Below are 26,525 nucleotides of genomic sequence, written 5' to 3'. Positions count from 1 at the left end.
GATCGACCCGCTGCGGTGGCAGCGGCCGAGACCGGCGCGGACGGCTGGACCGAGGTGGCGCGCCACCAGAGATGGGCCGACGCGGACCACGCGGACTTCTACTCGATCGCCGGGGACGCCCTGGCGACGGTCCACGCGCTGGAGGACCTGGCGGAGATCCTCGCCGGACAGGTCGCCGCCTACGGGCAGGGCCGTGCGGTCTACGACGACTCCCACGTCATCGACCCGGCCGTGCGACTCGTGGACGCGGTCGCGCAGCTGCGGGCCGCGTACGCCGCGCTCCGCCAGGCATCGCCGGCCGTCAACGAGTTCTGGTCGGCGATCGGGCACATCGGCGTCAGGCACACCCCGACCCGCGATGTCCCGAGGTTGAACGGCGCGGCCGATGGCGAGGCGGCGTCATGAACGGGCCGTGGGGCGGACCGCCGTGGGACGAGGACGGACCCGTGCACTTCTGGCCGGTCGAGCACGGCCGACCGGCGGGGAGGGGTCCGGCGTTCGAGGTGCCGGAGCGGTTGCTGATCGCGGCCGCCGCCGCGGGCGCGGGCGGCGCGACCGTCCTCGGGCTGCTCGCGTTGCTGGTGGGCGGGGTCATGGTCGCGGTGGGCCTGGGCGCGCTGGTGCTGATCGGGGCGGTGGTCGTGGTGTCCGCGGCCGAACGGGGTGCTCGATGAGCGCCCGCACCGTGCTCTACGTGCTGCTGCTCGTGGTCGCCGCCGCGGCCGCGGTCCTGTCATTCGCCGCGCTGCGCGACCTCGCCCTCGTCTGTGGGTTCGCCCCGTGGCTGGCGTGGCTGCTCCCGGTCGTGGTCGACGCGGGCGCGGCGGCGGGGTCGCTGGTGTGGCTGGGTGGCTGGTCCGCCCACTCCGCCCGGCGGTTCGCCCGCACGCTCGCGTTGGCGCTGCTCGGACTGTCGGTCGCGGCGAACGCGCTCGGTCACGGCCTGGCCGCGTTCGCGCTCGCCCCGGCGTGGTGGGTGGTCGTGGTCGTCTCCGCGATCGCTCCGGCGGTGCTGGGCGCGGTGGTGCACCTGGCCGTCCTGGTCGGCCGCCCGGCGGTAGTCGTGCCCGCCGCCGACGGCCAGGACCCACCGGACCGGGCGGTCGCGCTGATTGCCGAGGGCGCGGGTCGCCGGCGCCTGTCGCGGGAGCTGGACATCTCCGAGTACGAGGCCCGCCAGCTGCTCGCCCGCAATCGCCCGGCCGACCCGCTCCCGGAGCGGCCACCTTCTCTCAACGGATCAGGAGCGACGTCGTGAACGTCCCTGCTCTCACGCTGCTGGCCGCGCTCGTCGCGATGGCGCTGTTCTTCTGGCGGCGCGGAGCCCACGCCGTCAGCCTCGGATGCGGAGCCGCCGCGGCCATGCTCGGCATGGCCCTGGTGCGCACCACGCATCCGTTCGTCGTCGGGGTGCTGGTCGCCCTGGTCGTGGGCTGGCTCTGGTCCCGACACGGACGAACGATGGCGACGGTCACCCGCTGGGGTGCATCGGCACGGCGGAAGGCCGGGGTCGCGTCGTCGAGCGACATCGTCCGGGTCGGGTCGGCTGTCGCGATGCGCCGCCGCGCGCCGAACGTCCGCCCGTCCCTGCGCGCCGGCTCCCGGTGGGACCGCGCCGCGCAACTGCTCCGGCTGCCCGCCGCCGCGGTGGCGGTCGAGCTGTGCAGGGTCGGGGCGCTGCGCGTGTGGGCGTCGATCGAGGACGTCGTCCTGGTCTTCGGCGGCCCGCGGGTGGGTAAGACGCAGTGGCTGGCCGGCCGCGTGCTCGACGCCCCTGGCGCAGTTCTGGTCACCTCGACGCGCACGAACCTGCTCGACCAGACCGGCCCGATGCGCGAGGAGATCGGGCCGGTGTTTGTGTTCAACCCGGTCGGGCTGGGCGGACGACCCTCGACGATCACGTTCGACCCGCTCACCGGGTGCTGTGACCCGCCCACGGCGACCGAGCGGGCCACCGACATGCTCGCGGTCGCCACCCGGCCGGGCGGCGGGGACCGCGAGTACTGGGACGAGCAGGGCCGCCGCAACCTGGCCGCGCTTATGCACGCCGCCGCGCTCGGGGGCCTGACGATGAACACCGTCCAGGTCTGGCTGTCCGCCCTCGACGAGCACCAGCAGCGCATCCTGCTGCTGCTGCACAACAAGAGCCTGGAACCGGCGTTCGAGACCGCCGTGCGCCAGTTCATCGGCACCAACGAGAAGACCCGGACGTCGATCGCCTCGACGATCTCGCCCGCGCTCGGATGGCTCACGCACGGCCCGGCCTGCGCAGCGGCGCTGCCCCTCGCCGAAGGTGGTCGGCCGTTCGACGTGGCGGCTCTGCTGGCGTCTAGGGCGACGGTCTACATGCTCGGCGGCGAGGAAGCGCAGGTGGCGCCGCTGGTGTGCGCGCTGACCGGCTACATCGCCCGCGAGGCCCGCCGCCTGGCCGAGGACCAGCCCGGCGGCCGGCTGGACCCGCCGCTGTCGCTGCGCCTCGACGAGGCCGCGCTGATCTGCCCGATCCCGCTCGACAAGTGGTCGGCCGACATGGGCGGGCGCGGGATCTCGATCGTGGCCTGCTTCCAGTCCCGCGCGCAGCTGCTGGACCGCTACGGCGATGCCAAGGCTGCCGTGATCCTCAACAACTCCGGCGCCCGGGAGCTGTTCGGCGGGACCGCCGACCGGGACGACCTGAATTACTGGTCGACGCTGGCAGGGGAGCGGGACGAACCGACCACGACCACGGACATGCACGGGCGGGTCGCGTCCCGCACGACGCGGCGGGTCCCTGTGCTCGGGCCCGCGCAGCTGGCGAACCTCCCGGCTGGGCGGGTCGTGGTGTTCCGCCGGGACATGCCGCCGGTGATCGGGCGGGCCGAGCAGGCGTGGCGCCGCCGGGACGTCCATGCGTTCCACCATCCCGACGCCCTCACGGTCCGGGCCCGGGCCTGGAAAGCTCGCCAGGTCGCCCGGGCGGTCGGGTGGATCGCCCACCGGACCCGGCCCGCACGAGCGTGGATAGGTGCTCGTGGGAGGGCCGTCTCCGGCTGGTGCCGGATGCGCGGGACCGCGCTGCGGGTCCGCGTCACCGGGCATGGCGGCGCCACCAGCTACCGGTCGCCGCAGGTCGTTCTGGGTGAGGTCGTCGGGCCCACGACGACGACCAACGACGCTGAGGTCAATCCCTTCCCTTCCGAGTGGGCTCGCCCGGACGATCACGGCGACCCGTGGGGCGGTGCCTCGTGAGCAGGCCCACCGCGCGGGAGATCGCCGACCTGACGGCCCGGCTGCGCCAGCTCTCGACCCCGGGCCGGCACGCCGATCCCGACGAGCTGGCTGCCTTCCTCGACGACAAGCACGCGCTGCTCGACCGGATCGCCGCTGCCGAGCGCGGTTCGGCGGCAGGCGAGGACGTGGGCCATCGCGCGGCGGTCGACCGTTTCGTCGCCCTCGGTTCCGACCGGGCTCGGGCCGAGGCGATGGTCTCGGAGTTCACCAACGACCGGCACGACGTGCACGCGCCCGCCCAGGGCGACCGGGCCGGCTGCCTCGTCGAGCACGAGCCCGAGTCGACCCGCCGGGAGCAGCTCGCCCTGTGGCACACCGACGACCAGGCCGCCGCCGACTCGACCGACGCACAGGAGGAGACGAGCGATGCCGACGGCCGATGACGACGCCCGCCGTCCCGTGACCGCCAACGGGCACCACCCCGCGGGTGGGACGGCTCCCGCACCGGGCGAAGAGGACCCGACGACCGTCGCGCTCGGCCGCGCGGTCCAGCGTGCCCTGCACCGCATCGACACCGTCGACAAGAACGTGCTCCAGCTCGCCGCGGACGTGGCCGCGCTGGGCGGGCGTCTGGCCCGGTCCGCCGAACCTGACGAGCCCGCCGAGACCCAGCCCGCCGTCCGGTCGTGGTTGCTGACCACCGACACCGAGCGAGCCGTCGCGGACCTAGCGGATCTCGCGGAGTGGATGGGCCGCGTCTACGTCCGTTACACCCGTGCGCAGCTCTCGTCCTGCTGGCTCTGGCACCCCGAGGTGATAGAGGAGCTCTGGTGGCTGCGCTGCGCCCACGCCGACGCCTACCACCCGGAGAACGGGTCCTGGCTGCGCGTGGGGGACTGGCACGACCGGCAGCGCACCGGCGTGGAGCGCCGCGTCAACGCGCTGCTCGGCGGGTGCTCGCTGTCGCGGCACGTCGACCGCAACGGGCGGCCGGCGGAGGTCACCGAGCCCGCTGCGCCGCCGCTGGCCGGGCACCACGCCGCCGTTGCCGCGCACTGGGCCACCACCCGGACCGCCGGTCCCTCACCGGCCCCCGCGGTGGTCGCCGAGGCCGAGCAGGCCGAGTTCGCCCAGCACGGGGGCTACCGGTGAGGCGCGGCTGCGCCGTGCCGCAGTGCGGGCGCCCGCATCACGGACGTGGGCTCTGCCGGCCGCACTGGGACCGGTTCCACCGCGGCGGGGATATGGGCGCCGAGATCCGCGACGCTGCGGCCGTTCCTGGCTACTGCGCGATGCGCCAACGGCTCGTTGCGGCGCGCGGTCCGGCGGCGGCCCAGCCGTGTGCGGGTTGCGACCGCGAGGCGCAGCTGTGGTCCTACGACGGCACCGACCCCGTGGAGCGCACTGACCCCGCGCGCGGCCGGCGCTACAGCCTCGACCCGGACCGGTACCGACCTCTCTGCCGGTCCTGCCACCGGCGCGCCACCGCGCGCGGGGCGGCCGGCCCGCTGGACGTCGAGCGCGCCGCCTGGCTCTACCGAGCCGGCGCCAGCTCTCGCGGCATCGGCGCCGTCCTCGACGCCAGCCCGAGCGCCGTCCTCCGCGCCCTCCGAGCACACGGCGTACCGATCCGATCCAGCCGCGACGCCCGCCGATGAATCCCGACCAGCACGACTCGACTCGAGAATCCCCGATCTTGAACGACACCCGACACGCCAAGAACAACAACGCCCAGAACCACCAGCAGTACGACGACGAGAACCACCGAGACGACACCCGTAGCAACCAGACCAAGAGCAAGAGCCACACCCACGCATCACGATCCTGTGGTGCCCGTCGCGAGCCCTGGCGGGCCCGCTCGGAACTGCTCCGCCGCGCCCGCCGCAAGATCAACTTTGGCCAGCAGGAGGACCGGTGAGAAACGACCAGAGCGACGCGCTCCGGGAGCTGAAGGACGCCCAGTGGCCGACCGAGCGCATGGCGGCTCTGTTCCTGGCCCGCGTTCAGCGCGACCTCGCAACTGCCCGTGCCAGCAGCCCGGCCGAGATCGCGCACGAGCCCGGCGTGACGGACCCGGAGGCCGACTACCTCGCGTGGGTCGCGCTACTGGAGCACGGCGAGCGCTGCACTCGGGATTCCGCGCTGCGGTCGGTGGCCGCCGGCTACAGCGACGACGACTCGCCGAACCCGTCGCGCCAGCTGATACGCAATGAGTTCGCGCCGGTCCACGTCGACGCGGTGGCCCGGGCGCGCGCGGCCGTCGCCGCGATGGCCGGGCCAGACCCGGCGAAGGCCGTCGCGGCGCAGATCGACGTCCTTGACCGCTGGCCCATCGACGACCGGGCCGACGCCGTGATCTACGGGGAGGCGTGATGCTGAGCATCCACCGCGGACACTCCGTCCGGTACCTCACCGACGAGGTCGCGACGGCCCGTGAGGGCTACTACACCGGCGCCGTCGCGGCCGGCGAGCCGCCGGGCCTGTGGTGGGGCAAGGGCGCCGAGTCGCTCGGACTCGCCGGAGAGGTCGACGCCGACCTGATGGAGGCCGTCTACACCCGCCTGCTCGACCCGCGCGACCCCGCCGCGCACGACCGGACCACCTGGGACGAGGCGGAAGCACTCGCTGCGGGCCACCGCAAGTACCGCTCCGCGGAGCAGATCTACGCGACGCTGCTGGAGGCCAACCGGGAAGCCGGGCCCGAGGAGCGTGCCGCCCTGCGCGCCCAGGCCGGGCGATCGGCACGGCAGGCGGTGACCTTCATCGACGTCACGTTCTCCGCGCCCAAGTCCGTGACCGTCACCGGCCTGGCCTTCGAGCGCGCAGCCAACGACGCCCGCCTGGGCGGCGACGGCGAGGCCGCGCGGGCGTGGGACACCCACGCCCAGGCCGTCGAGGACGCCATGATGGCCGGCACCCGCGCCGGCCTGGCCTACCTGCAAGAGCACGCCGGCTACTCCCGCGTCGGCCACCACGGCGGCGGGGCCGGGCGGTGGATCGACGCCCACGAGTTCGTCGTCGCCCAGTTCTTCCAGCACGACTCCCGCGAGCGCGACCCGCAGTGGCACATCCACAACGCGATCCTCAACCGCGTCCTGTGCTCCGACGGCAACTGGCGCACCGTCGATGGGCGCGCGATCGACGAGCACAAGGCCGCGGCCGCGGCGATCGCCGAGCGCGTGATGGAGGCCCACCTGGCGCAGTCGCTCGGCGTGCGGGTGGAGACCCGCCCGGACGGGAAGGCGCGCGAGGTCGTCGGCGTCGACCGCGACCTGATGGACCTCTACTCGTCGCGCCGGGCGCAGATCGGGCCGAAGGCAGCCGAGCTGATCCGCGAGTTCACGGCGAAGGTCGGGCGGGAGCCGTCGCCCTACGAGCGCGCGGTGATCCACGAGCAGGCCACGCTCGTGACGCGCAAGGCCAAGTCCCACGAGGGGGAGACGCGGGACGAACAGTTCGCCCGGTGGGAGGAGATGGCCCGCGAGCGGGTCACCGGTGGGCTCGCGCCGCTCGCCGAGCGGTTGGTCGAGCGGGCGCAGAACCCGGGCGAGGTCGCGCAGTTCTCCCCGCTCGACGTCATCGAGCGCGCCGTCGCCGAGGTCGCCCAGACCCGGGCGCACTACTCCCGCTCGGACATGTTCTTGGCCGTCTCCAACGCCCTGCCCGGGCATCTCGGCGTCCCGCCCGACGACATTCTGCCGCTGCTCGACGGCCTCACGGACGCCGCGCTCGAGCGCGCTCAGCGACTCGGCCCGGCCGAGGACATCGACGCGCTGCCCGACGAGCTGCGCCTGGCGAACGGCGAGTCCGTGTACGCCCGGCACGGCTCCACCCGATACGCCACGGCCGGCCAGCTCGCGGCCGAACGCTCGCTGATCGCCGCCGCGGTCGAGCGCGGCGCGCACCGGTTCACCGACGACCAGGTCGACGACGTCGCCGCGCGGTTCGCCGAATCCGGCATCACGCTGGGCCCGGACCAGGCCGCCACCCTGCGCGGCGTGCTGACCTCCGGCGCGCAGATCGAGGTGCTGACCGCCGCAGCGGGTACCGGCAAGTCGTTCGTCGTCGGCGCGATTGCCGACACCTGGACCGTCGACGGAGAGGCGCCGCGTCGGGTGTTCGGGCTCGCGCCGTACCAGAACGCCGCCGAAGTCCTGGCCGGCGAAGGGCTCGCGGCGAAGAACGTCCGGTCGTGGCTCGCGACGCAAAACCGCCTCGATAGTCCCGGTGTCGCGACCGGCCCCACCGGCGACGACGAGTCGTGGCGGCTGGGCCGGGACGACCTGGTGGTCGTCGACGAGGCCGGGACCGCCGAGACCGGCGATCTCGTCGCGATCCGCGCCCGCTGCCAGGCGGCCGGGGCGAAGCTGCTGCTCGTGGGCGACCCGAAGCAGCTGACCGCGATCGGGCCCGGCGGTGCGCTCGCCGACGTCGGCGAGCACGGCATCACCTACCAGCTCTCCGAGGTACGCCGCTTCGCCAACGACTGGGAGGGCCCGGCGTCGTTGCGCCTGCGCGAGGGCGACGCGGGCGTGCTCGCCGAGTACGCCAAGCGCGGCCGGCTTGTCGACGGCGGCACCGCGGAGCAGACCGAGGCCGCCGCGTCGCGGGCGTGGCTGGCCGACACGCTCGACGGGCGCGAGTCGCTGCTGATGGTCGGCACGAACGCCGCGGCCGCGCGGGTCTCGGCCGCGCTGCGGTCCGAGCTCGTCCGGCTCGGCCGGGTCGCCGAGGAGGGCGTGCCGCTCGGGGAGGGCTCTGCCCTTGCCGACTGGCGGGGCACCGTTGCGGGCGTCGGCGACCTGGTCCAGGCCCGATCCCTCGCGTGGCACCTGCGCGGGTTCGAGGGCAACACCGCCGCGCCGATCACCCGCCAGACCTACCGCGTGATCGCCACCCGGGCGGACGGCGGGCTGACCGTCGCCCCGATCCTCGCCAACGACGCCACGTCCGACGTCGAGCGCAACGCGTGGGGCGAACAGCTCGGCACGCCGATGCAGCTGCCCGGCACCTACGTCCGCGAGCACCTCTCGCTCGGCTACGCCTCGACCAAGGACGCCGCCCAGGGCCGCACCGTCGACACCAGCCACGCCGTCACGGGCCCCGGGACCGATGCCGCCGGCCTCTACGTCCCCGCGACCCGGGGTCGGGAGCGCAACACGATCTACGCCGTCACGCGCCACCTGGCGCCGGACGCCGAGACGGGGGAGACGTTCGACGCTGCCCCGCGCACGCCCGAGGCCGTCCTCTCCGACGTCCTCGCGTCGATCCGCGAGGACCGCAGCGCACTCGCCGAGCAGGCCCACGCCGAGGACGAGGCCCGCTCGGTGATGACCCAGGTCGACCGCATGGCCGACCTGATCCGCGACGTCAGCGCCGGCCGCGTCGCCGACACCCTCGACCAGCTCGCCGCCGACGGCCACCTCACGCCGCACCAGCGCGGCCAGCTCGCCGCCGATGACGCGTTCGGCTCACTCGAACGCCTGCTACGCACCGCCGAACTCGCCGGCCACGACCCCGACCAGGTCCTCACCGCCGCGATCGAGGCGCGCAGCCTCCACGATGCCGACTCCCCGGCGCAGGTGCTGCACCACCGCATCACCCACGCGCTCGCCGGTCGGCTCACGCCACACCTCCGCGGCGGCGCCGCAGACCTCATCCCGCACCACCTCCGCAGCGTCGAGCCGGTCGACGACAAGCGAGCCGCGCGGCTGCACCAGCTCGCCGACGCCGCGGACGACCGCCGCCGCGAACTCGGCACCCTCACCGCCTCCGAGGCGCCCGCCTGGGCGGTCGACGCGCTCGGGCCGGTCCCCGACAGCACCGACCCCGCGCAGGTGGTCGCGCGGCAGGACTGGGAGCACCGCGCCGGCTGGGCCGCGGCCTACCGCGAACTCGTCGACCACACCGACGAGCACGATCCGCTCGGCAACGCCCCCGGCAAGGGCCGCGTCGAGCACGCCGTGATGTTCCGCGCCGCGCACGAGGCTCTCGCGCTCGTCGACGCCGGAGCGGAGGAGGCGAACCTGTCCGACGGCGCGCTGCGCTCGCGGGTCCGCGCCTACGAACGCGAACTCGCCTGGGCACCCCGGTGGGTGGAGGACGACCTGGCCGCCGCCCACCAGCAGCACGCCCGCGCCGCGGCTGACGCCACCCTGTGGACCGCCCGCGCCGACGCCCCCGACACGGCACCGGACGACGCGGACCGGCTCCGCGCGGATGCCGAGGCCGCACGCGCCGAGGCCGCCCGGCTCGCCGAGCAGATCGCCGAGCTGGAGATCGTCGACGCGGCCCGGGCGGCGTGGTTCACCCACACCGCCATCAGCAGGGATAACGCCGACCGCTCCCGCACCGAGCTCGGCGCCCGCGGCGTCGACATAGATCGGCCCGACGACCGCACGACCGGCCCGGACTGGCTCGCCGAACACCGCGCCGAGCAGACCGACCGCGAACGCGACCAGCCGATCACCGAGGCCGACCTAGTGCCGGACGACGACGACGACCGACAGCCGCTCCGTGATGAGCCAGCCTGGTACGACGCCGGCCGGCCGGATGCACCGGAGGTGGTCGAAACCGATGTGCCAGACATCCGCGAAGTCAGCACGCCGGAGGCCACCGAGACCATCGACCCGCCGGATCGCAGCCGGGTGTTGCCGGTCGACGAGTCGACGGGCGCCGTGCGGAAGGCGCAGGCCACCCTGGCGGAGATCGCCGAGCGCCAGGCCGCCGACGCTGCCCGCGCGGCGGCCGACGCCGCCGAGCGGGAAGCCGCCGAGGCGGCCCGCCGCGAGGAACTCGCTCGCTGGTCGGCCGCCGACAACACGACGGCCGCCGAGGACGCCCACACCGACACCGGCGAGGAGGATGTCCTGTCCCGCGAGCCCTGACCTGGGCCGATCAGCGCCGGGCGAGGTCCGAGACCCAGTTGACGACGAACCCGGCCGCCTCCAGCTCGGCCCGGGTCGCCGCGACGTCGCCGCGCCGCAGCTCCCGCCACACCGCCAGCAGCTCGGCGACCGACGCCGGCAGGTCCCCGCCCGGATGTCGGACCTCCGCGCCCCACTCCGGCCAGATTGATGCCGTGACCGGGATCGGAACAGCCGGATCGGAGGCGGCATCGGTGCGCATCCGGAACGGGTGCCAGTGCACGACGTGCTCGGCCAGGTCGGCATCGACTACCACCAGCCCGAGCGGGTACCGGCCCTCTCGCCAGTCGGGCAGGTCCAGAGCCGCGCACAGGTCGGAGTACTCCCACACCACGATGAGCCGCGTCGCGTGCACGACGGACGGCAGCAACCCGAGCGCCGCTACCGCCGCGGCCGCGTCGCTGCCACGGCGGAACGGCCGGGTAGTCACGCTCGCGATGTACGGCTGGGGGAGGTGCTTGAACAGCAGGTGCACCGTCGGCGGACATACCGCGCCCGACCGCCGCAGCATCTCGTCGGCCAGCTCGACCGCGCCGGCCTCCACAGCGTCCACCAGCCCGTCCAGCGCATGATCCATGACGGCCAGTGTGCGGCCGACCCCTGACAATCCCGAGTGGACCAAGAGCACTCAGGGGCCCCGCCCCCGAACCCCCGGCCCTCACTCCGATGAAGAAGGGGGCCCGACCCGCGCCCGCTGCGGTAGGCAGGTGGCGGGGGTATGTGGGTGGGCGGCTCCACCGTCGATCGGTCGCCCTGAAGGGTTGCCATACCGCCGCAGGGGCGGCAAGGCACGAGTGCGCCGGCAACGACGAGCACGAGGCGAACAGCATGCCCCGCGCCCGCCGCCACCAGCGCGCCTTGCGGCCCCGACGACGGCGCGGCATTGCTGAGCACGCCCGATCGACGGTGGGGCCACCTTTGTCAGGAGGCCATTCCGGGCTGCCGTCGTACCTTCCTACGCCTGCCTTGTCGGCGTGTCCGAACCGAGGATCGAGGCCGGACTGATCAGGCTCGGGCGCCGGGCCTTGACCTCAGGCGCGTGCATCCAGAGTTTGAGCCCATGTTCAATCAGGTAGGACAGCAAAGGCTGCTCCTGCTGTGGCAGCTTCACGAATTCAGTGTTCACCGAACCAACGCGAAAGTCGCCTGCGGCATCGCGATAGGGAATGAGGATCAGGCCTGCGTACTTATTGACCGTCCCCTCCGGCCCGAGCGGCGAGTCTTTTACGGTATAGTACAGACCTTGAGTCGGTGGAACTTCAGGCATCTTTCCTCCTGCTTGTGCGTGTCGGTTTGAGAATAGCTGAAAATGACTCAATGGGTCGCGCTGCAGCTCACCTGAGCTTCAACGCTCGGATCCGATTGGACCTAGCGCGCAGCAGTGCGAGATCAGCCTCGCCGACTTCCGTGTGCGGCTCACTCCGAGTCCATGGAGGTCGACCGCGCCGTCGTGCGCCGCTGCGTCGGTCGGGGGCTCTGCAGGCGCGTACTGCTTCATGCGCTACATCGATAGGCCCTTCTTTCGAGAGTCGCCAACCCTCGCCCTTCCAATTCGATCCGCCTGTCGAGTATCGAGTGTCCATCCTGGATGGACGCCGTTTCAGATCGGGGTCTTCCCAAAGTTCTCGCATGGTGATCTCCTTCGCTCTTTTCTGTTTCGGGCACAAAAAAGGACCGGAACCTGCGGCGCAGGTTCCGGTCCGGATACGATGAAGGGCACACTTCTCCCCTATGGAGTCATGTGCCCAGATCGATCATGAAGTTATCTACCAGCATGCCAAAGTTCGACCTGCTGGAGCGTCGACCACCGGACCGCCGGTGGGACGTCGTGAGAGTGCCATGCCAGCCGTAGCCAGTCAATCGCCTCTCTTGAGGTCGCCGCGTAGCTCCTGGCCGGTGCGAGACGGACGTCGAGGTCCTGGTCCGCGCAGTGCGCCTCAGCGTGACGACCAGCTCCCTGCGATCGCCGAGATCTGCGGACGAAGTGCGGCTGGGACGAAGCCGATCTGAATGCCGCGTTACACCCGGCGCTACCCGCCGAGTACGAGCAGTGGGAGAACCGCGGCGCAACCCGTCGGAACCTCGGAGTGCCTGGTGCCGACCACGCCTGCACTGCAGCCTTCACGACGGAGCGTCGTGGCGTCGGCCGGGTTGGTGGTGCTGGTCGCTGCGCCGGTATCACGAGCTCCTAGCGGGATGAGCTGCGCAATCTGGTCGTGCGGTCGCCCGAGTCGGATGCCGGACCACCTCGCCCCACTCCGGCCAGATCGACGCCGTGACCGGGATCGGGTCCGAGGTGGCGTCCGTGCGCATCCGTAACGGGTGCCAGCGCACGACGTGCTCGGCCAGGTCGGTATCGAGCACCACCAGCCCGAGCGGGTACCGGCCCTCTCGCCAGTCGGGCAGGTCCAGAGCCGCGCACAGGTCGGAGTACTCCCACACCACGACCAGCCGTGTCGCGTGCACGACGGACGGCAGCAACCCGAGCGCCGCTACCGCCGCGGCCGCGTCGCTGCCGCGCCGGAACGGCCGGGTAGTCACGCTCGCGATGTACGGCTGGGGGAGGTGCTTGAACAGCAGGTGCACCGTCGGCGGGCACACCGCGCCCGACCGCCGCAGCATCTCGTCGGCCAGCTCGACCGCGCCGGCCTCCACGGCGTCCACCAGCCCGTTCAGCGCAGGGTCCATGACGCCAGTGTGCTGCCGATCCCCGACATTGCTGAGCGGACGGCGAGGGATCAGGGGCCTCGTCTGAGCCCCCGACCCTCCCGAGTGGAGGGGCCGGCGCCCGCCCTGCGGGCGCAACGTCTACCGGCCATCTCCACGTCGGCCGCCGTCATCTGCGCCCGACTGACTACGGATACCGCACGTAGCTGTCACTCAATCGAGTGGCCCGATCACAGCCCGTCAGAGGTCCTCACTAGTCTGGCGTGACGAAGCGCACGTGCTGGGGGGCCGTATGACTATCGACGACTGGTCGCGACGAGACAGCGGGCCGAGGGGTTCGGCATGAGTGGTGCGTCGCCCGGGGGCGCGTCGAGCGCCGTCGCCGCGTCCGCACACGCTGCCTGCGCGCGCTTCCGCGGCACCGACCCGCTCGTCGTCGGACGGACGCGCCGGAAGCTCGCTACTGACATCGGTTTCGCGGACGATTCGGGTCGCATCCCCGAAGCTCGGTGGATGCGGGCGATGACCTTTGAGCGCCTCGTGCGCAGTCCGAAGTTCGCGAGCGAGGTCGCGACGACCACGGTGGGACGGCTGGCCCTGAACCGTCCCACCGAGGTCGTGACTGTCAACGCGCACGTGAGCGTTGACCGGACCGCAGCCCTGCTCGTCGCAGCACATGAGCGAGCGACGGCGAACGGGGCGGCAACGCTGATCCATGGGCTCGCAGTCCCGTTCGTCGGTTTCGAGGAGAGCCCCGCCACCGAGGTCAAGCCCGACTTCGCCGTGGTCGCGCCGAAGGCAGGCGAGGATGATGGGTCCTGGCTGATCGTCGGAGACGCCAAGGACTACGAGCGGGTCCGCTCACGCATCGAGGACACACGACTGCTCAAGGGCTTCCTCCAGGTCGCGCTCGGTGCCGAGTCCGCGGCGGCCTGGTCTCGCCTGCCGCGTGACATGGCGGTCCACTCCCACGGAGTTCTGGCCGCGCCGCGCAACGCGTTCCTGCAGCCCGAGGCTCTGGTTGAGTCGCTCGACGACCACCGGGCCGAGGTGCGGATGCGGGTCGCGGAGCGACGACGCGAGGCCGCGGAGGCGCCCTACGACGCCGTCACGAGCGTCTCGGCCTTCGTCGCTCACCTTCAGGCGACGTTCGACCCGGCGACCTGCACGACGTGCACGCTGTTCTCCTACTGCCGCCACGAGCTCCGCACCTCGGATGAGCCGGCCGACCTGCTGGTCGAGCTGGGCGTTCCAGTTGACGTGCGTGGCCAGGTCGTCGGCCTGGTCGACGGGACGGGCGCGGCCGGCACGGCGCCGGCGTCCGTGGTCGCCAACGTGAAGGCGACTCTCGACGGTGTAGGCCGGCTGACCGGGCAGAGGCGCACCGACCAGGCGGGCCAGGCCGGCACCGTCAACGTCGTCGTCGCCAAGTCCGACGCCGCCGCGCTCGGCCTCCACGGGATCGCCCTGCAGCGAATCACGGCACAGGGCCGCGGTCCGTGGCAGGTCACCGTCTTCGATGACCCTCAGTCTCCGCAGACGCGCCGCGACGTGATGCGCCTGCTCGGAGCAGACCTGGCGAAGGCGATGGCTGAGCAACGCAGAACCAATAGAGAGGCACCCGGCCCGATCCACCTCGCCGTAGCCGACAAGTCGACCGCCGACATCCTCGCCTCGATCGCCGACAACCTGGCTGGCATCGAGCTCAGCCGGCTGCGTTGGGAGCAAGATCGATCTGCGGGCCGGGAGCCGTTGACGTTCAACGGCGAGCCGGCGCAGATCCCGCCTCGGCTGACCGAGTCCGACCGAACAGCGGTGTCTTTCCTACTGGAGGAGGACCGCGCCCGCGCGCTCACCCTCCGGTCGCCGATCGTCGACGTCCGGGCGGTGCTGGCACGCCACCTGATCGCCGGGGGGCCCTCCATCGCCTCTCTGCGCCTGGACTACCTGGTGGCGTGGGGCGAACCCGGTCCGGTCGACCCCAGGCCGTTCGAGGACGACATCGAGTCCTCGGAACACTCACCAGGCGCACGGCTGACGAACCGGCGGTCGGACGCGATCCACCGGGCTCTGGCGGGAACGCGGTCGCGTCGCCGCGGGTCGGGGGAGGGCCCCGCCGATCCGGAGAGGTACGCCGAGCTCGTCACCGAGGAACTCCAGTACAAGTCCGCGATCCTCGAACGAGCCCTGGACGTGCTGGACACCGTCCCGGACTCGACGCTTCGTGAGGTACATCGGGCGATCGAAGGCGACGCCCAGGCGGTGTGGCGGCGCCGTCTGGAGCTGCACGCGTCTGACCTCGTGCGGTTCGGGCGGACCTACCGCCACTGGCGCAACTCGCTCGTGCCCGTGATCGAGAGCGACGGCCGGTGCCACAGCCAGCTGCTCGCGCTGGCGAACCCGCAGGTGGCCAACGACCTCGCCACCGACGCGAGCGTGCGGGAAATCGCCATCGCAACCGTCGTCCGGGCGGATCCACTCGTCCTGGATGTCGCGTCGCGCCGGATCGGGGACGGGTCCAGGATCGTGCTCCTGCACGTCAACGACGAGCCGTGCGTCGAGCACCCGGCTATCGCCATGACTGCGCAGAAGGGCAGCTTCAAGTTCGTTGGGTTGTCGATCGGTCCGCTCTCGTCTGCGGGTGACGTCAACGCGCCGCGCCGCCTGCGCTGGGCCCCCGCGACGGTCCCGACGGTGTCGGTGGGTGACCGGCTGATCGTCGCGGACTTCGCATGGTTCTCCGATCTGAAGAAGAACACAGCGCTCAACGTCGGCCGGCCGAAGGCTGACGACGTGTCGGCGCCCAAGGTGACCTGCGAGCCCGACTCGTACGCGAGCGACCCCGACGCCCACCAGTACTGCTGCCGACCTCACGAAGACGCCGAGGCCGACTGGTCCGACCAGCTCGCCGTGCGTCGCGCCAACGGCGAGCTCAATCCGCAGGTGTGGCCACCGGTCGTCGACGGTGACGCGTTCGAGGTCGGTCCGGCCGGAGCTCCTACCGGGGACGCGACGGCCGAGCCCCCGACAGCGCCACCCGACGACGTGACCATGGACGATCTGGAGTGACGTCGTGACGATCGAGTTCGTCCAACCGGGCGGCCAGGACACCGGAACTGGCGGGGTCCATCACGCCCGGGCGGCCGGAGGAAACGCAGCGGTCGCCGAGAAGGCGACAGGGGTCCTGCGGGACGCCCTTTCGGGCACGGCGCCGGTTGACCGGATCCTGCTCAAAGCGGCGGCCGGCGCCGGGAAGTCTTTCGTGCTCAAGCGGCTGGTGGGCGACGCCGTCGCACATCCGAGCTGCACACGGGTGGCGATCGTCGCGTTCACCAACAAGCAGATCCACCCGCTGGCGACCGCGTTGGGGCGAACGCTCGGGAAGGACCGGGTGTGCCTGTTCGTCTCCAAGGACAGGTACGACGATGTCCCCGAGGACGCTCTTGTGTGCGCGACCGTGGTCACCACGACGTCGGACATCCCGCACGAGGCAGAGGTGATCATCTCGACCTCTCACAAGCTGGGAGCGATCGGGGAGCTCAGACGGCTGACCGATCACCTCGGTGCCGCGCATCACGGCCGTTCGCCGTTCGACGTCCTGTTCGTCGACGAAGCGTGGCAGCTTCCCCACCACCTATTCGACAAGGTCGCGAAGGCGGCTCCAGTCACGGTCGGGGTCGGCGACGTCGGGCAGCTCCCGCCGATGGAGATCGGCACGAACCCGTGGCGGGGCGACCCGGGGTTCAACCCCTACCGCGCGTGGCCGACCGCGTTCGACGCCGACGAGCGCACTTGGGCCGTCGAACTCCCCGCGGTCTGGCGGCCGGCGGCGGGCCACCTCGACCTCTGGCGGGCCTTCTATCCGGAGTGGGGCGAGCTGCACTGCGTCGCCGCGCCGGGTGACCGGGCGCTCGTCGCTGACGGGCTGTCCGGGCCGGCGGCCGCGATCTGGCGTCAGGTCGGCACCGGCGTGCCGACGCTGCTGGAGGTCGAGGGTCTGCCTGACGCCGAAGCTGCCGACATCGACCTCCCACTGATGGGAGTGGTCGAGTCGCTCCTGGACGAGCTGTTGTCGTCCGGGTTCGCGCTTGAGTACGCGCAGTACGACGACGCCGGGTCCCCGACCGGAACCACGCTGACGGCGTGCCCCGGGGACGGCGCCGGAGACCCGCTGATCGCGGTCCTGGCGACCCGAAACCAGGCAGTGGACGACGCGACCAACGTCGTCGAGCGGTTGCGGGCGAAGCACGCGTGTAGCGATACCGAACTCGTGGCGTCCACGGTGGACTCGTGGCAGGGGCAGACGAACGGCATCACGGTCGCGATCCACCCGCTGACCGGCGCCGCGCAGCTCGACGAGTTCAACTCCGCCTTCGGACGGCTCGCCGTCACGTGTACCCGCGCCACCCACGGGCTACTGATGGTCTCCCGCCCGGGGCTCGGCCGGCTCCTGGGCGAGGCCCCGGCGCGTCCGGGGACGCCGTTCGGCGAGCCCGGCAACCGGCACCTGCCACGCCAGACCCACCAGCGCATCCTCGCGACGTTCGCCCGTGGCACGCTGACCGTTGATCCCGAATTGGCATGAAGGAGCACCGTTGTCCCGGCTGAACGACCTGATCCGCCAGCTCCGCCTGAAGGACCCGGCCCTTGCCGACGACCTTGAGCGCGAGGTCGGAGCTCTTGCGGACCGCCGTTCGTTCGGCCTGAACTTCGAACGGCACACCCCCGAAGCAGTCGAGCTCCCCGGCCGGCAGGTAAGGCGTGGTGACAAGGTCAGGATCCTGCCTCCGCGCGGAACAATGCCGACGAAGTCGGACGAGCGCCTGTGGCGGGTCGCGTCGATCGACAGGGCGGGCGACGCGCGGGCTGCGGCGCTGGAGTCGCTGGACGGGGAGGATTCGCAGTCGGTCACCGTAGCCGATCTGGTGGTAGTAGCGGAGTTTCGCGAACCCATCTACCCCGGGCTCGTCTCCACTGGGAAGGTCGAGCGCGGCGGCGACACGCCGTTCCACACCGTCATCAACGCCGAGAACTACCACGCGCTGCAGACTCTGTTGTTCACCCACCGCGGCAAGGTCGACTGCATCTACATCGACCCGCCTTACAACACCGGCAGCGCCGACTGGATCTACAACGACCGCTACGTCAGCGGTGACGACCTCTACCGGCACTCAAAATGGCTCGCCTTCATCGAGCGGCGCCTGGTACTTGCGCGGGAGCTTCTCGCGGAAACCGGAATCATCATAGTCGCGATCGGTGACGACGAGCATCATCGGCTCCGCATGCTGCTCGACCAGGTCTTTGGCGATGGCAACTTCCTCTCGGATGTGGTTTGGCAAGGTGGTCGGAAAAACGACTCTCGCTACGTCTCAAACGGTGCCGACTATATGCTGATTTTCGCAAAGAACGAGTCAGCTTTGGCTGCGGAGGGCGTCCGGTGGCGTGAAAAGAAGCCTGGCGTAGACGAGGCTCTAGCTGCTGCAGCTTCGATCTGGGTTGAATGCGGTGGGGATCACACTGCGGCCACGGTCAAGTGGCGAGCATGGATCCGCAACTTCAAGCGCCAGGGAACGTCGTCGGATGCCGTAACGCGATTCGTCAATCTGGATAAGAATGGGCGGCCAATCCGAACCGACGCCGATCTTCGAAGCCCGAACCCGCGACCGAATCTCCAATATGAGCTCCTCCATCCTGTCACAGGTCGACCCGTTCGTATGCATCCAAATGGATGGCGGTACTCGCGAGAGACCATGTCTCAGATGATTGCGCGAGGACTCGTGTACTTCGGACCCGATCACACAACTGGTGCTGGCGGCGTTTCGTATCTAGACACCATGGATACACACGTTCCGGAGTCAGTCTTCATTCGCGATCGAAATTCCTCTGGGCGGCAGCTCATTGCAATCCTCGGAGATCGACGATTTCCGAATCCGAAAGATCACGATGTGCTGAGGCGGTGGATCCGACTTGCCGCACCAAGTGACGGGGTAGTCCTCGACTTCTTCGGTGGCTCTGGCACCACCACCGAGGCCGTGATGCGCCTCAATGAGGAGGACGGCGGCACCCGACTGTCGATCCTCGTCACCAACAACGAGTTGGATGCGAAGGTAGCGCAGGTGTTGACGAAGGCGGGGCACCGCAGGGGAGATGCTGAGTGGGAGGCGAAAGGCGTCCATGAGTACGTCACACGACCCCGCATCACCACAGTGGCCACGGGTGAGCGCCCCGACGGCTCGACCTACGACGACACCGTCCCTGCGAACGTCGAGTTCTTCGACCTCACTTACGAGGCACCCCTCCGCGTCGCCAGCAACCGCGAGTTCGGGCGGATCGCGCCGCTTCTGTGGCTGCGGGCCGGCTCCCGCGGACGGCGAATCGATGACATCTCGACGGGGTGGGACGTCGCAGACACCTACGGTGTGATCGCCGACTTCGACCACGCCGAGAAGTTCGTTCGGGCGCTGGCCGACGAGCCCGACGCGGCGCTCGCGTTCGTCGTCACCGATGAGGACTGGCTGTTCGAGTCGATGTGCCGCGACCTGCCAGAACACGTCGAACCGGTGCGGCTCTACGCGGCCTACCTCCGGAACTTCGAGCTGGAGTCCGGGAGGGGCGCTCGATGAAGTTCACGCTCAAGGACTATCAACAGGACGCGGTCGGTGACGTCCTGAACCTCCTGGAGCAGGCGCGGACGATCTTCCACCGCGACGGCCGGGAGTCGTCGTTCTCGCTGTCGGCAACCACCGGCGCCGGCAAGACGGTGATGGCGGCCGCTGCGATCGAGGCGCTGTTCTACGGCAGCGACACATTCGAGGCCGACCCGGGCGCGGTCGTCATCTGGTTCTCCGACGACCCGAACCTCAACGACCAGACCCGGTCGCGGCTGATGGAGGCGTCGGAGAAGCTGGTCTCGTCAGACCTCGTGGCGGTCGCGCCGCCGTTCTCCAAGCCCCGCCTGGATCCGGGCAAGGTGTACTTCCTCAACACCGGAAAGCTGACCAAGAACTCCCTGTTGACGCGCGGTCACCAGCCGGATCCGGACGCCCAGCCGCTGCCCGGGATGGACGCGGCTGCCCAACCGGACATGCAGGGATGGACGATCTGGGAGACGATCGCCAACACGATCGGCGACGACGACCTGACGGTGTACCTGATCCTCGACGAGGCGCACCGCGGCTTCAACACCAGAACCACGACCGACAAGCCGACGATCGTCCGTCGCCTGGTCAACGGGCACGCCGGCTATCCGCCGATCCCGGTCGTGTGGGGGATCTCGGCGACTATCGAGAAGTTCCGGGACGCGATGAAGGCGGCCGACGCGGACGAGAGCCGTCGCGCCCTGCCGTCGGTCATCGTCGACCCGAACCGGGTGCAGGAGTCCGGCCTCGTCAAGGACACCGTCCTGCTGGACATCCCCGCCGAGGCCGGCAACTTCGACACCGTGCTCGTCCGGCGGGGCGCCCGCAAACTCCGGGAGTCGACCGAGCGATGGCAGGCCTACGCCCAGGCGCAGGGGTCCACCGACGTCGTGCGGCCACTGTTGGTGCTCCAGTCCCCGAACACACCCAACCCCGACGACCTCGGGCGGGTGCTGGACGTGATCTTCGCCGAGTACCCCGACCTGAGCGGTGACGCGGTCCGTCACGTCCTCGGCGACCACTCGGTGCAGCGGTTCGGCTCGTGGGAGGTCGACTGGATAGAGCCGCAGCGGGTCGAGGAGACGACCAAGGTCCGGGTCCTGATCGCGAAGGACGGCATCTCAACGGGCTGGGACTGCCCGAGGGCCGAGGTGCTGGTGTCGTTCCGGCCGGCGAAGGACCACACCCACATCACCCAGTTGCTCGGCCGGATGGTGCGCAACCCGCTCGCCCGTCGCGTCCCGGGAGACGAGCGGCTCAACGCCGTCGACTGCATACTGCCGTTCTTCGACCGAACCACCGCCGGGAACGTCGTGAAGTTCCTGACCGGGCAGCTGGAGGAGATGCCGGCGGGATCGGGCAGGAAGGTCCTGTTGGACGGGCGGGAGCTCCGCCCGAACGAGCAGATCGAGGGATCGGTGTGGGAGTGCTGGGACGCGCTGCCCACGCTCACGGTGCCGCAGCGCGGGGCGCGCCCGGTAAAGCGGCTCGTCGCGCTCGCCGAGAGGCTGTCCAGCGACGGGATCCGTCCGGGCGCGCTGAAGGAGGTCGAGGAGGAGCTGCACCGGATCCTCGACGCCTACGCCACGCTCTATGCGAAGCAGCTAGAGGGGGCCGTCTTCGAGGTGTGGGCCGTGCGGGGCCAGTCCATCGCCGGGACTGTCGGAGCGAAGCAGCTGGTCTACTCGGACTTCGTCGAACGAGCGGACGACCGGGCCATCCGGGTCGCGTTCGACGCCGCTCGTAAGGCGTTCGGTGCCGACGTCGCCCAGTCCTACGTCAACCACCTTGCCGGTCCCGACGACGACGCCGACGATGACCTGCGCGACGCCTACGTCCGGACCTCCGCGCTCGCCACGGTCCCGGAGGTCAGGGTCAAGGTCGACCGGGAGGCCGACGAGCTGGCGAAGGCGTGGTTCGCCCAGCACCGGGTGGAGATCAGGAGCCTCCCCGACGAGCACCAGCAGCAGTACGAGGTCATCCGTGCTCTCGCTACGGAGCCACAACGCGGGGAGCTCACCCGCCCACGCTCGCGGATGGAGGACTACAAGACCGTCGATGAGTCGGGGCAGATCGGCATCGCCGTGCTCGTCCGTAAGCACCTCATGTCGGACGGGAACGGCGAGTTCCCGATCTCGTCGCTCAACGAGTGGGAACGGGATGTGGTGGTCGCCGAGCTGGATCGGCCCGGCTCGGTCGGCTGGTACCGGAACCCGGCTCGCGCTGCCGTCGATTCGCTCGGTGTCACCTACCGGGACGCGATCGGCAACTGGCGCTCGATGCATCCGGACTTCCTCTTCTTCAACGAGGTGGGCGGTGTGGTCCGGGCGTCGATCGTGGACCCGCACGGCCACCACCTCGACGACTCGTTGGTGAAGCTGAAGGGTCTGGCCCTCTTCGCGCAGGAGTACGGCGGCGGATTCCATCGGATCGAGGCGGTCACGAAGATCGGCACCACGATGCGGATTCTCGACCTCCAGCTCCCAGCCGTCCGAGAGGCGCTGATCCGGGGAGACTCTACGCCCATCGAGTACTACAAGTCCGATCTCGCCATCGACTACGACGCCGCGAAGCACGCCTGATGAGTGATCTCAAGCTGTTCCGGATCACCGGGGGCACCGCCGTGGAGCTTGCGGGCACTGCCGTGGCGCTGGAGAAGAACCTCCAGCAACTCATCGAGAAAAACATGGCGACGCTGTTCGGCGTCCGGTTCCTCGCCTCGGAGTACTCGACCGGGGTCAAGCACCGTGGCCGGATCGACTCCCTCGGGCTCGACGAGAACGGCTCTCCCGTGATCTTCGAGTACAAGCGGACGAGCACCGAGAACGTCATCAACCAGGGCCTTTTCTATCTGGACTGGCTGCTGGACCACCGGGCCGAGTTCGTGCAGCTCGTCGCCCAGCGGCTTGACGCCGACGCCGCCAAGACCATCGACTGGGTGAACCCCCGCCTGGTGTGTGTAGCGGGCGGCTTCGACCGGTACGACGAGTACGCGGTACAGCAGATCGACCGGAGCATCGAGCTCGTGCGCTATCGGGACTTCGGTGGGCAGCTCCTGGCGCTCGAACTACTCACCGTTGCTGCGTCGACCACGTCAAAGGCAACCCCACATCAAGCTTCGCCGAAGGCCGGCTCGTCGGCCGCGACGAAGACTGTTGGCGCCGCCCTCGCTCAGGCTCCTCAGAACCTGAAGAACCTCTACGCCGATCTCGACGCCCGGCTCGTTGCACTCGGCGACGACATCCAGTTGACCGAGCGCCAGAACTATTTCGCGTATAAGCGGTTCAAGAACTTCGCGTGCGTAGAGGTGCACCCACAGAAGCAGGTTCTCCTGGTCTTCCTGAAGGTGGACCCGGAGACGGTCGACCTGGTCGAAGGATTCAGCCGCGACGTGAGCAGCATCGGCCACTTCGGTACCGGTGACCTCGAGCTGCGCCTGCGGACCGCTGACGACCTGGCGCTGGCCGAGCCGTTGCTCAAGCGAAGCTACGAAGCGAGCTGATCGTCTCGCGCCCGCACCTACTCGGCGTGATCACTCCCGTACTCGGGCGGGTCGATCCGGCCGAGCAGGGCGGCGGCATCGGTCCGAGCACGCTCGGCTCCGGGGCATGCCCTGAAGATGGCATCAGCGCGTCAGCGGCGAGCGCCGCGTGAACGTCGGCCTCTCGCTCCAGTATCGGGACCAGCAGCGTGGGCGCGCCAGCGCCCATGGCGGCCACCAGCTTGTCCTGCGCAGGGCCGATGACGGCCAGTGTGAGGCGAACCCCTGACATTCCGGAGCGGGCGCGTGCGCAGGAGGCCACCGGCTGTCCTGTGCGCGCTCACGGCCGCGCGGGCCAAGAATGAGATCGATGGACCGCCTTCGGCGGGGGCCTGTCGGCCCTGTGGCTTCGCACGGCCTCACTCACCGTAAAGGGCGCTCCGCTGCGCTACGCGTCGCTACGCGACGGCCTGGCGGCCGCCCTTGACGGAGAGCCTCGACGGCCGTGCCGGATCGCCTTACGGCGGCGGGGGAAACAACTCCCCGCCACCCCAAGGGGACGGGCCGACAGGCCCACCAACACCGGGAGGCCACCATGCCCGCACGCACCGACCGCAGCCGCACCGTCGAGCAGCCGAGCCCGACCGCGCAGGCGCGGATGATCACGAAGTCCTCGGTGGTCACGAACCTGACCGTCCGCGCCGCCGGAGTCGTTCCCGCTCGTCTCGATCTTGCCCACGTGGGGACAGCGGAGCAGCAGCTCGGCCTCACCCTCGGCACCGTGCTGGTCTACCTCCGTGCGGGAGTGACCGCGCGGGCGGTCGCCGATGGGTGGAGCGCAGCCGCGATCGGCGCGCAGTCGCTGACCCCGGCGGTCGCGGGCCGTCGGCCGTTGCTGATCGGGCCGACGACGGTCGCGGCCATGATCCGGTTCGCCGGGCTGCCGAAGGTGAACTCGGCGTTCGTGCCCGCCCGTGCCGGTGGTGCGGTTCCGGCGATGCTGCGGATCGAGGTCGGCCCGGTCACGTGGGCGGTGTGCGACGCGACCGCGTACACCTCGATGCTGCGCGCGTGGCGCCAGGCGGCCCGGTTGTTGGGGGAGAACCCCACCGAGGACGAGTAGCCGCACAACTGTGGACAACTCGGGGCGGCCGCCGACGCGGCCGCCCCGAACCCGTGATCCTGCGCGGATGTACACCATCTGGACCGTCGGAGTACTCAGCGCCGGAGCGGAGAACGTGCAGACCCTTGCCGGTGGCGCCACGCCAACGCGGGCGGGGGCGGTCGAAGCGGCATCCGACGCTCTCGTCGTGGCCGCGATGGATCGCGGCCGCCAGGAGTACCGGATTCGTGTGGCCGACACTTTGATCGTCGTGATTCCGGGGGTGACCGAGCAGGGCGACGTGGACCTGTTCGATCTCGCTGCGACCGTGCCGAGGTTCGAGCGCGCCCGTCGGTAGAGGCTCAGCTGTATGGCTACACAGGATTGCATCTCGACGCGTACCGCGTCAGCGAGGTGGCGGACGGCTCGGCGGATCCCGATGGGCACGTCGCGGCCGGCGTTGAATTCGAGCGCAGTGCAGCGCAAGATCTTGCCCGGCCGGTCCGCGATGACCGGTGCGTCGATACCGGGTAGTCGTCGAGTAGGACTGCGATCACGTGCAACGCACCGGCCTCGTCGGCTTCGCGGCGCACGTCGACTCTGATTGTTGTCGACCGCGGGGAAGCGCGGCCCTGTGATGGCACGTCGAGGCGGCCAGGGCGGTAGCGCCACCATTAGATCCACAGTCTCCTCGTCAAGATCGACGAGCCAGGTAACGGGCGTCGATGTCGCGCGATGGAGGAGCGTGGTCTTCATCCGGTTCGTACTGATTCTTGGCAGCTTGCTCGTCCTCACCGGGTGCGCGGCGCCGTCACCGGCGCCGACAATCAGTCCATCGCCAGCGGCCGGCCCGGACGCGCTCACGCCGGCAGAGGTGGCGTTTGTCGAACAGGTTGCGACGATTGCGCCGCCCTTGGCGGAGAACCCGGAGCGGCTCGCGCGCCGCGGCGCGAACAGCTGCGACTCGATCGCGCGCGGCCCGGAGGTTGCGATTCCTCAGGCCGTCGAGCGGTTCTCAGGCGGCAGCTACACGGTGACCACCGAAGAGGCCGAAGCCATCGTCGACGCCGCTGAACAGACCGTGTGCGCCGCGTCGTGAAACCGCTACCCGCGAGATCAACTCGTCGGCGGTCGAGCACGATCAGACCCCTGTAGTCGCCGGAAGGGTTCCCGGGAGCTGTACGGCCGCCCGCAGGTGCGACAAGCTGCGCGGATGCCGAGACGAATGGCCGAGTCAGCGTTCCGGGCCGCGCAGGAAGCGGACCGCTACGCCGCACATGTCAAACCGATCAACGAGCTCGTCGACTCGCTGCGCGACGAAACCCGCGGATGGATGCCGCACGTGGCGCCGCTGCACGGCGGGATCAACGCCGAGGTGCTCAGCGTGCTGCGGGACCCGGGACCGGCTACGCAGGTGGGTTCGGGGTCCGGGTTCTTGTGCATCGAGAACGACGATCCGACCGCGGAGCGGCAGCAGACGATGTTCGAGAAGGTTGGGGTGCTGCCGGGCGATGTCACGCCGTGGAACGCCTACCCCTGGTACATCAACGCCGCTCCGAAGGCGGCCCAGCTCGATGACGGCGTTCAACCTCTGATCGACCTGCTCGATCTGATGACGAAGGTGCGGGTGGTGTTCCTGCAGGGCAACGACGCCCGGAACGGTTGGGCGCGGCTGGTGAAGCGTTACCCGGCTCGAGCACGACGGGCCGGGACGGTCATCGCCACGTTCCACCCCGGGCGGCAGGCCTTGTTCCATCCCGACCCTGACGTGCGCCAGGCCCGCGCGGAGCATCGAGAGGCTGCCTACCGGCAACTCGCAGGAGCGCTCGGGCGTGGGTGAGCCGGCGAACGACGAGATCGGGATGGCCGCTGCGTGTGTTCGGCGGCTGCTGGAGGCCGACGCCGCCTACCAAGATTCGGTGTCGACGTCTTACGACGAGGTTGTTGTTGAGGTGATCGCGCGAGTCGGTGATGTCGGGAGCGTCGGCAAGCTCGACATCGCCGCCCTGACGACATGGAAGAGGTTGCGTGCGGACACCCGGTGGGCAGCGGAGCTGATGAGCTGGCCCGACGCCGAAGTCAGGCGCCACACCGCCCAAGCAGTCACATTCGCGAACGACGCCTCGTTGTCCGTTCCGGATGCCGCTGGTCAGGCACGCGGAGCTCTCTCGCCACTACCCGGTTTCGGAACCGGCGACGCCCTGGCCTCGACCGTCTGCTTCGTTGCCGCCCCCGACCGGCTGGCCGTCTACGACCGGCGCGCGCACGCCGCGGTCAGCGAACTCGGGTTCGATCTCAACAACCGCCCGGGTCGTTACCGGCGCTTCATGACGATCGTCGAGAACTGTCGTGCAGTCCTCCTTGAGGCCGGCCACGACTGGAGCGCGCGTCGCGTGGACACCGCGCTCTTTCAGCTCGGCGGTTGAGCTGAATCGAGTAGACGACCTTGACACGGGCCGCGGGCCCAGCCCAGCCCGCGGCCGCCTCTTCGCATGGCCCGC

General features: G+C 70.5%; 22 protein-coding genes. 19 read left to right on the top strand and 3 right to left on the bottom strand.

All coding sequences use genetic code 11. From position 1 onward, the window contains the following. The first annotated feature begins 15 nt into the window (after nt 1–15). From H6H00_RS00535 to mobF, 9 genes are all read left to right on the top strand, one after another. The gene (locus H6H00_RS00535; RefSeq protein ID WP_185719443.1) at nt 16–405 is read left to right on the top strand and encodes a hypothetical protein; all 390 of its coding nucleotides are present in this window, start codon (nt 16–18) and stop codon (nt 403–405) included. Beyond that, nucleotides 402–674 carry a hypothetical protein gene (locus tag H6H00_RS00530; RefSeq protein WP_185719442.1) on the top strand — a complete coding sequence of 91 codons (273 nt, stop codon included), beginning with the start codon at nt 402–404 and terminating at the stop codon, nt 672–674. Before H6H00_RS00535 ends, H6H00_RS00530 begins: the two co-directional genes overlap by 4 nt. Next, the gene (locus H6H00_RS00525; protein WP_185719441.1) at nt 671–1,258 is read left to right on the top strand and encodes a DUF2637 domain-containing protein; all 588 of its coding nucleotides are present in this window, start codon (nt 671–673) and stop codon (nt 1,256–1,258) included. Before H6H00_RS00530 ends, H6H00_RS00525 begins: the two co-directional genes overlap by 4 nt. After that, on the top strand, nt 1,255–3,228 hold the full coding sequence (locus tag H6H00_RS00520) for a type IV secretory system conjugative DNA transfer family protein (protein WP_255425496.1): 1,974 nt from the start codon (nt 1,255–1,257) through the stop codon (nt 3,226–3,228). Before H6H00_RS00525 ends, H6H00_RS00520 begins: the two co-directional genes overlap by 4 nt. After that, a complete protein-coding gene (locus tag H6H00_RS00515) occupies nt 3,225–3,653 on the top strand; it encodes a hypothetical protein (protein ID WP_185719440.1) in 429 nt (142 codons plus the stop codon). The genes H6H00_RS00520 and H6H00_RS00515 overlap by 4 nt, the downstream gene beginning before the upstream one ends. Beyond that, entirely contained in the window at nt 3,637–4,362 is a 726-nt protein-coding gene (locus H6H00_RS00510; protein WP_185719439.1) for a hypothetical protein, read from the top strand. The genes H6H00_RS00515 and H6H00_RS00510 overlap by 17 nt, the downstream gene beginning before the upstream one ends. 544 nt (nt 4,363–4,906) lie before the next feature. Next, nucleotides 4,907–5,128, top strand: coding sequence for a hypothetical protein (locus tag H6H00_RS00505; RefSeq protein ID WP_185719438.1), 222 nt, complete (start codon nt 4,907–4,909; stop codon nt 5,126–5,128). After that, entirely contained in the window at nt 5,125–5,583 is a 459-nt protein-coding gene (locus tag H6H00_RS00500; RefSeq protein WP_185719437.1) for a hypothetical protein, read from the top strand. The genes H6H00_RS00505 and H6H00_RS00500 overlap by 4 nt, the downstream gene beginning before the upstream one ends. Continuing rightward, the gene (mobF, locus tag H6H00_RS00495; RefSeq protein WP_185719436.1) at nt 5,583–10,097 is read left to right on the top strand and encodes a MobF family relaxase; all 4,515 of its coding nucleotides are present in this window, start codon (nt 5,583–5,585) and stop codon (nt 10,095–10,097) included. The genes H6H00_RS00500 and mobF overlap by 1 nt, the downstream gene beginning before the upstream one ends. A 10-nt stretch (nt 10,098–10,107) precedes the next feature. Here the strand turns inward: mobF and H6H00_RS00490 are convergent, their stop codons facing one another. The 3 genes from H6H00_RS00490 to H6H00_RS00480 form a co-directional block, all read right to left on the bottom strand. Continuing rightward, nucleotides 10,108–10,713, bottom strand: coding sequence for a hypothetical protein (locus tag H6H00_RS00490; protein WP_185719435.1), 606 nt, complete (start codon nt 10,711–10,713; stop codon nt 10,108–10,110). A 378-nt stretch (nt 10,714–11,091) separates the two neighbouring features. Continuing rightward, nucleotides 11,092–11,403: a hypothetical protein gene (locus H6H00_RS00485; protein ID WP_185719434.1), complete on the bottom strand. Its 312-nt coding sequence runs from the start codon at nt 11,401–11,403 to the stop codon at nt 11,092–11,094. 911 nt (nt 11,404–12,314) lie between these two features. Next, nucleotides 12,315–12,824, bottom strand: coding sequence for a hypothetical protein (locus H6H00_RS00480; protein WP_185719433.1), 510 nt, complete (start codon nt 12,822–12,824; stop codon nt 12,315–12,317). 321 nt (nt 12,825–13,145) lie between these two features. Between H6H00_RS00480 and H6H00_RS00475 the strand changes: the two genes are divergently transcribed. From H6H00_RS00475 to H6H00_RS00430, 10 genes are all read left to right on the top strand, one after another. Then, on the top strand, nt 13,146–15,872 hold the full coding sequence (locus H6H00_RS00475; RefSeq protein WP_185719432.1) for a hypothetical protein: 2,727 nt from the start codon (nt 13,146–13,148) through the stop codon (nt 15,870–15,872). Nucleotides 15,873–15,876: 4 nt separating this feature from the next. Then, the gene (locus H6H00_RS00470; protein ID WP_185719431.1) at nt 15,877–17,388 is read left to right on the top strand and encodes an AAA family ATPase; all 1,512 of its coding nucleotides are present in this window, start codon (nt 15,877–15,879) and stop codon (nt 17,386–17,388) included. 10 nt (nt 17,389–17,398) lie between these two features. Further along, nucleotides 17,399–19,426: a site-specific DNA-methyltransferase gene (locus tag H6H00_RS00465; protein WP_185719430.1), complete on the top strand. Its 2,028-nt coding sequence runs from the start codon at nt 17,399–17,401 to the stop codon at nt 19,424–19,426. Further along, nucleotides 19,423–22,023: a DEAD/DEAH box helicase gene (locus H6H00_RS00460; RefSeq protein ID WP_185719429.1), complete on the top strand. Its 2,601-nt coding sequence runs from the start codon at nt 19,423–19,425 to the stop codon at nt 22,021–22,023. Before H6H00_RS00465 ends, H6H00_RS00460 begins: the two co-directional genes overlap by 4 nt. Then, a complete protein-coding gene (locus H6H00_RS00455) occupies nt 22,023–22,943 on the top strand; it encodes a DUF5655 domain-containing protein (protein WP_185719428.1) in 921 nt (306 codons plus the stop codon). The genes H6H00_RS00460 and H6H00_RS00455 overlap by 1 nt, the downstream gene beginning before the upstream one ends. A gap of 574 nt (nt 22,944–23,517) precedes the next feature. Beyond that, complete coding sequence (locus H6H00_RS00450) at nt 23,518–24,045, top strand: hypothetical protein (RefSeq protein WP_185719427.1); 528 nt, start codon at nt 23,518–23,520, stop codon at nt 24,043–24,045. Nucleotides 24,046–24,112: 67 nt separating this feature from the next. After that, nucleotides 24,113–24,382: a hypothetical protein gene (locus tag H6H00_RS00445; protein WP_185719426.1), complete on the top strand. Its 270-nt coding sequence runs from the start codon at nt 24,113–24,115 to the stop codon at nt 24,380–24,382. A gap of 387 nt (nt 24,383–24,769) precedes the next feature. Beyond that, nucleotides 24,770–25,123, top strand: coding sequence for a hypothetical protein (locus H6H00_RS00440; protein ID WP_185719425.1), 354 nt, complete (start codon nt 24,770–24,772; stop codon nt 25,121–25,123). Between the two features lie 126 nt (nt 25,124–25,249). Further along, entirely contained in the window at nt 25,250–25,864 is a 615-nt protein-coding gene (locus tag H6H00_RS00435; RefSeq protein WP_221775737.1) for a uracil-DNA glycosylase, read from the top strand. After that, nucleotides 25,857–26,450 (top strand): hypothetical protein, encoded by a 594-nt coding sequence (locus H6H00_RS00430; protein WP_221775736.1) that lies wholly within the window; start codon nt 25,857–25,859, stop codon nt 26,448–26,450. Before H6H00_RS00435 ends, H6H00_RS00430 begins: the two co-directional genes overlap by 8 nt. The last annotated feature ends 75 nt before the right edge of the window (nt 26,451–26,525 follow it).

It is taken from the genome of Pseudonocardia petroleophila (genome assembly GCF_014235185.1).
Lineage (GTDB): Bacteria > Actinomycetota > Actinomycetes > Mycobacteriales > Pseudonocardiaceae > Pseudonocardia > Pseudonocardia petroleophila.
The sequence above is the reverse complement of the archived record's forward strand: the minus strand, read 5'-3'. Positions and strand labels throughout refer to the sequence as shown.

Coding starts and splice junctions, on each gene's coding strand:
- H6H00_RS00530 (WP_185719442.1), top strand. CDS start 402: ATGAACGGGCCGTGGGGCGGACCGCCGTGGGACGAGGACGGACCCGTG.
- H6H00_RS00525 (WP_185719441.1), top strand. CDS start 671: ATGAGCGCCCGCACCGTGCTCTACGTGCTGCTGCTCGTGGTCGCCGCC.
- H6H00_RS00510 (WP_185719439.1), top strand. CDS start 3,637: ATGCCGACGGCCGATGACGACGCCCGCCGTCCCGTGACCGCCAACGGG.
- mobF (WP_185719436.1), top strand. CDS start 5,583: ATGCTGAGCATCCACCGCGGACACTCCGTCCGGTACCTCACCGACGAG.
- H6H00_RS00490 (WP_185719435.1), bottom strand. CDS start 10,713: ATGGATCATGCGCTGGACGGGCTGGTGGACGCTGTGGAGGCCGGCGCG.
- H6H00_RS00485 (WP_185719434.1), bottom strand. CDS start 11,403: ATGCCTGAAGTTCCACCGACTCAAGGTCTGTACTATACCGTAAAAGAC.
- H6H00_RS00480 (WP_185719433.1), bottom strand. CDS start 12,824: ATGGACCCTGCGCTGAACGGGCTGGTGGACGCCGTGGAGGCCGGCGCG.
- H6H00_RS00475 (WP_185719432.1), top strand. CDS start 13,146: ATGAGTGGTGCGTCGCCCGGGGGCGCGTCGAGCGCCGTCGCCGCGTCC.
- H6H00_RS00460 (WP_185719429.1), top strand. CDS start 19,423: ATGAAGTTCACGCTCAAGGACTATCAACAGGACGCGGTCGGTGACGTC.
- H6H00_RS00455 (WP_185719428.1), top strand. CDS start 22,023: ATGAGTGATCTCAAGCTGTTCCGGATCACCGGGGGCACCGCCGTGGAG.
- H6H00_RS00450 (WP_185719427.1), top strand. CDS start 23,518: ATGCCCGCACGCACCGACCGCAGCCGCACCGTCGAGCAGCCGAGCCCG.
- H6H00_RS00445 (WP_185719426.1), top strand. CDS start 24,113: ATGTACACCATCTGGACCGTCGGAGTACTCAGCGCCGGAGCGGAGAAC.
- H6H00_RS00435 (WP_221775737.1), top strand. CDS start 25,250: ATGGCCGAGTCAGCGTTCCGGGCCGCGCAGGAAGCGGACCGCTACGCC.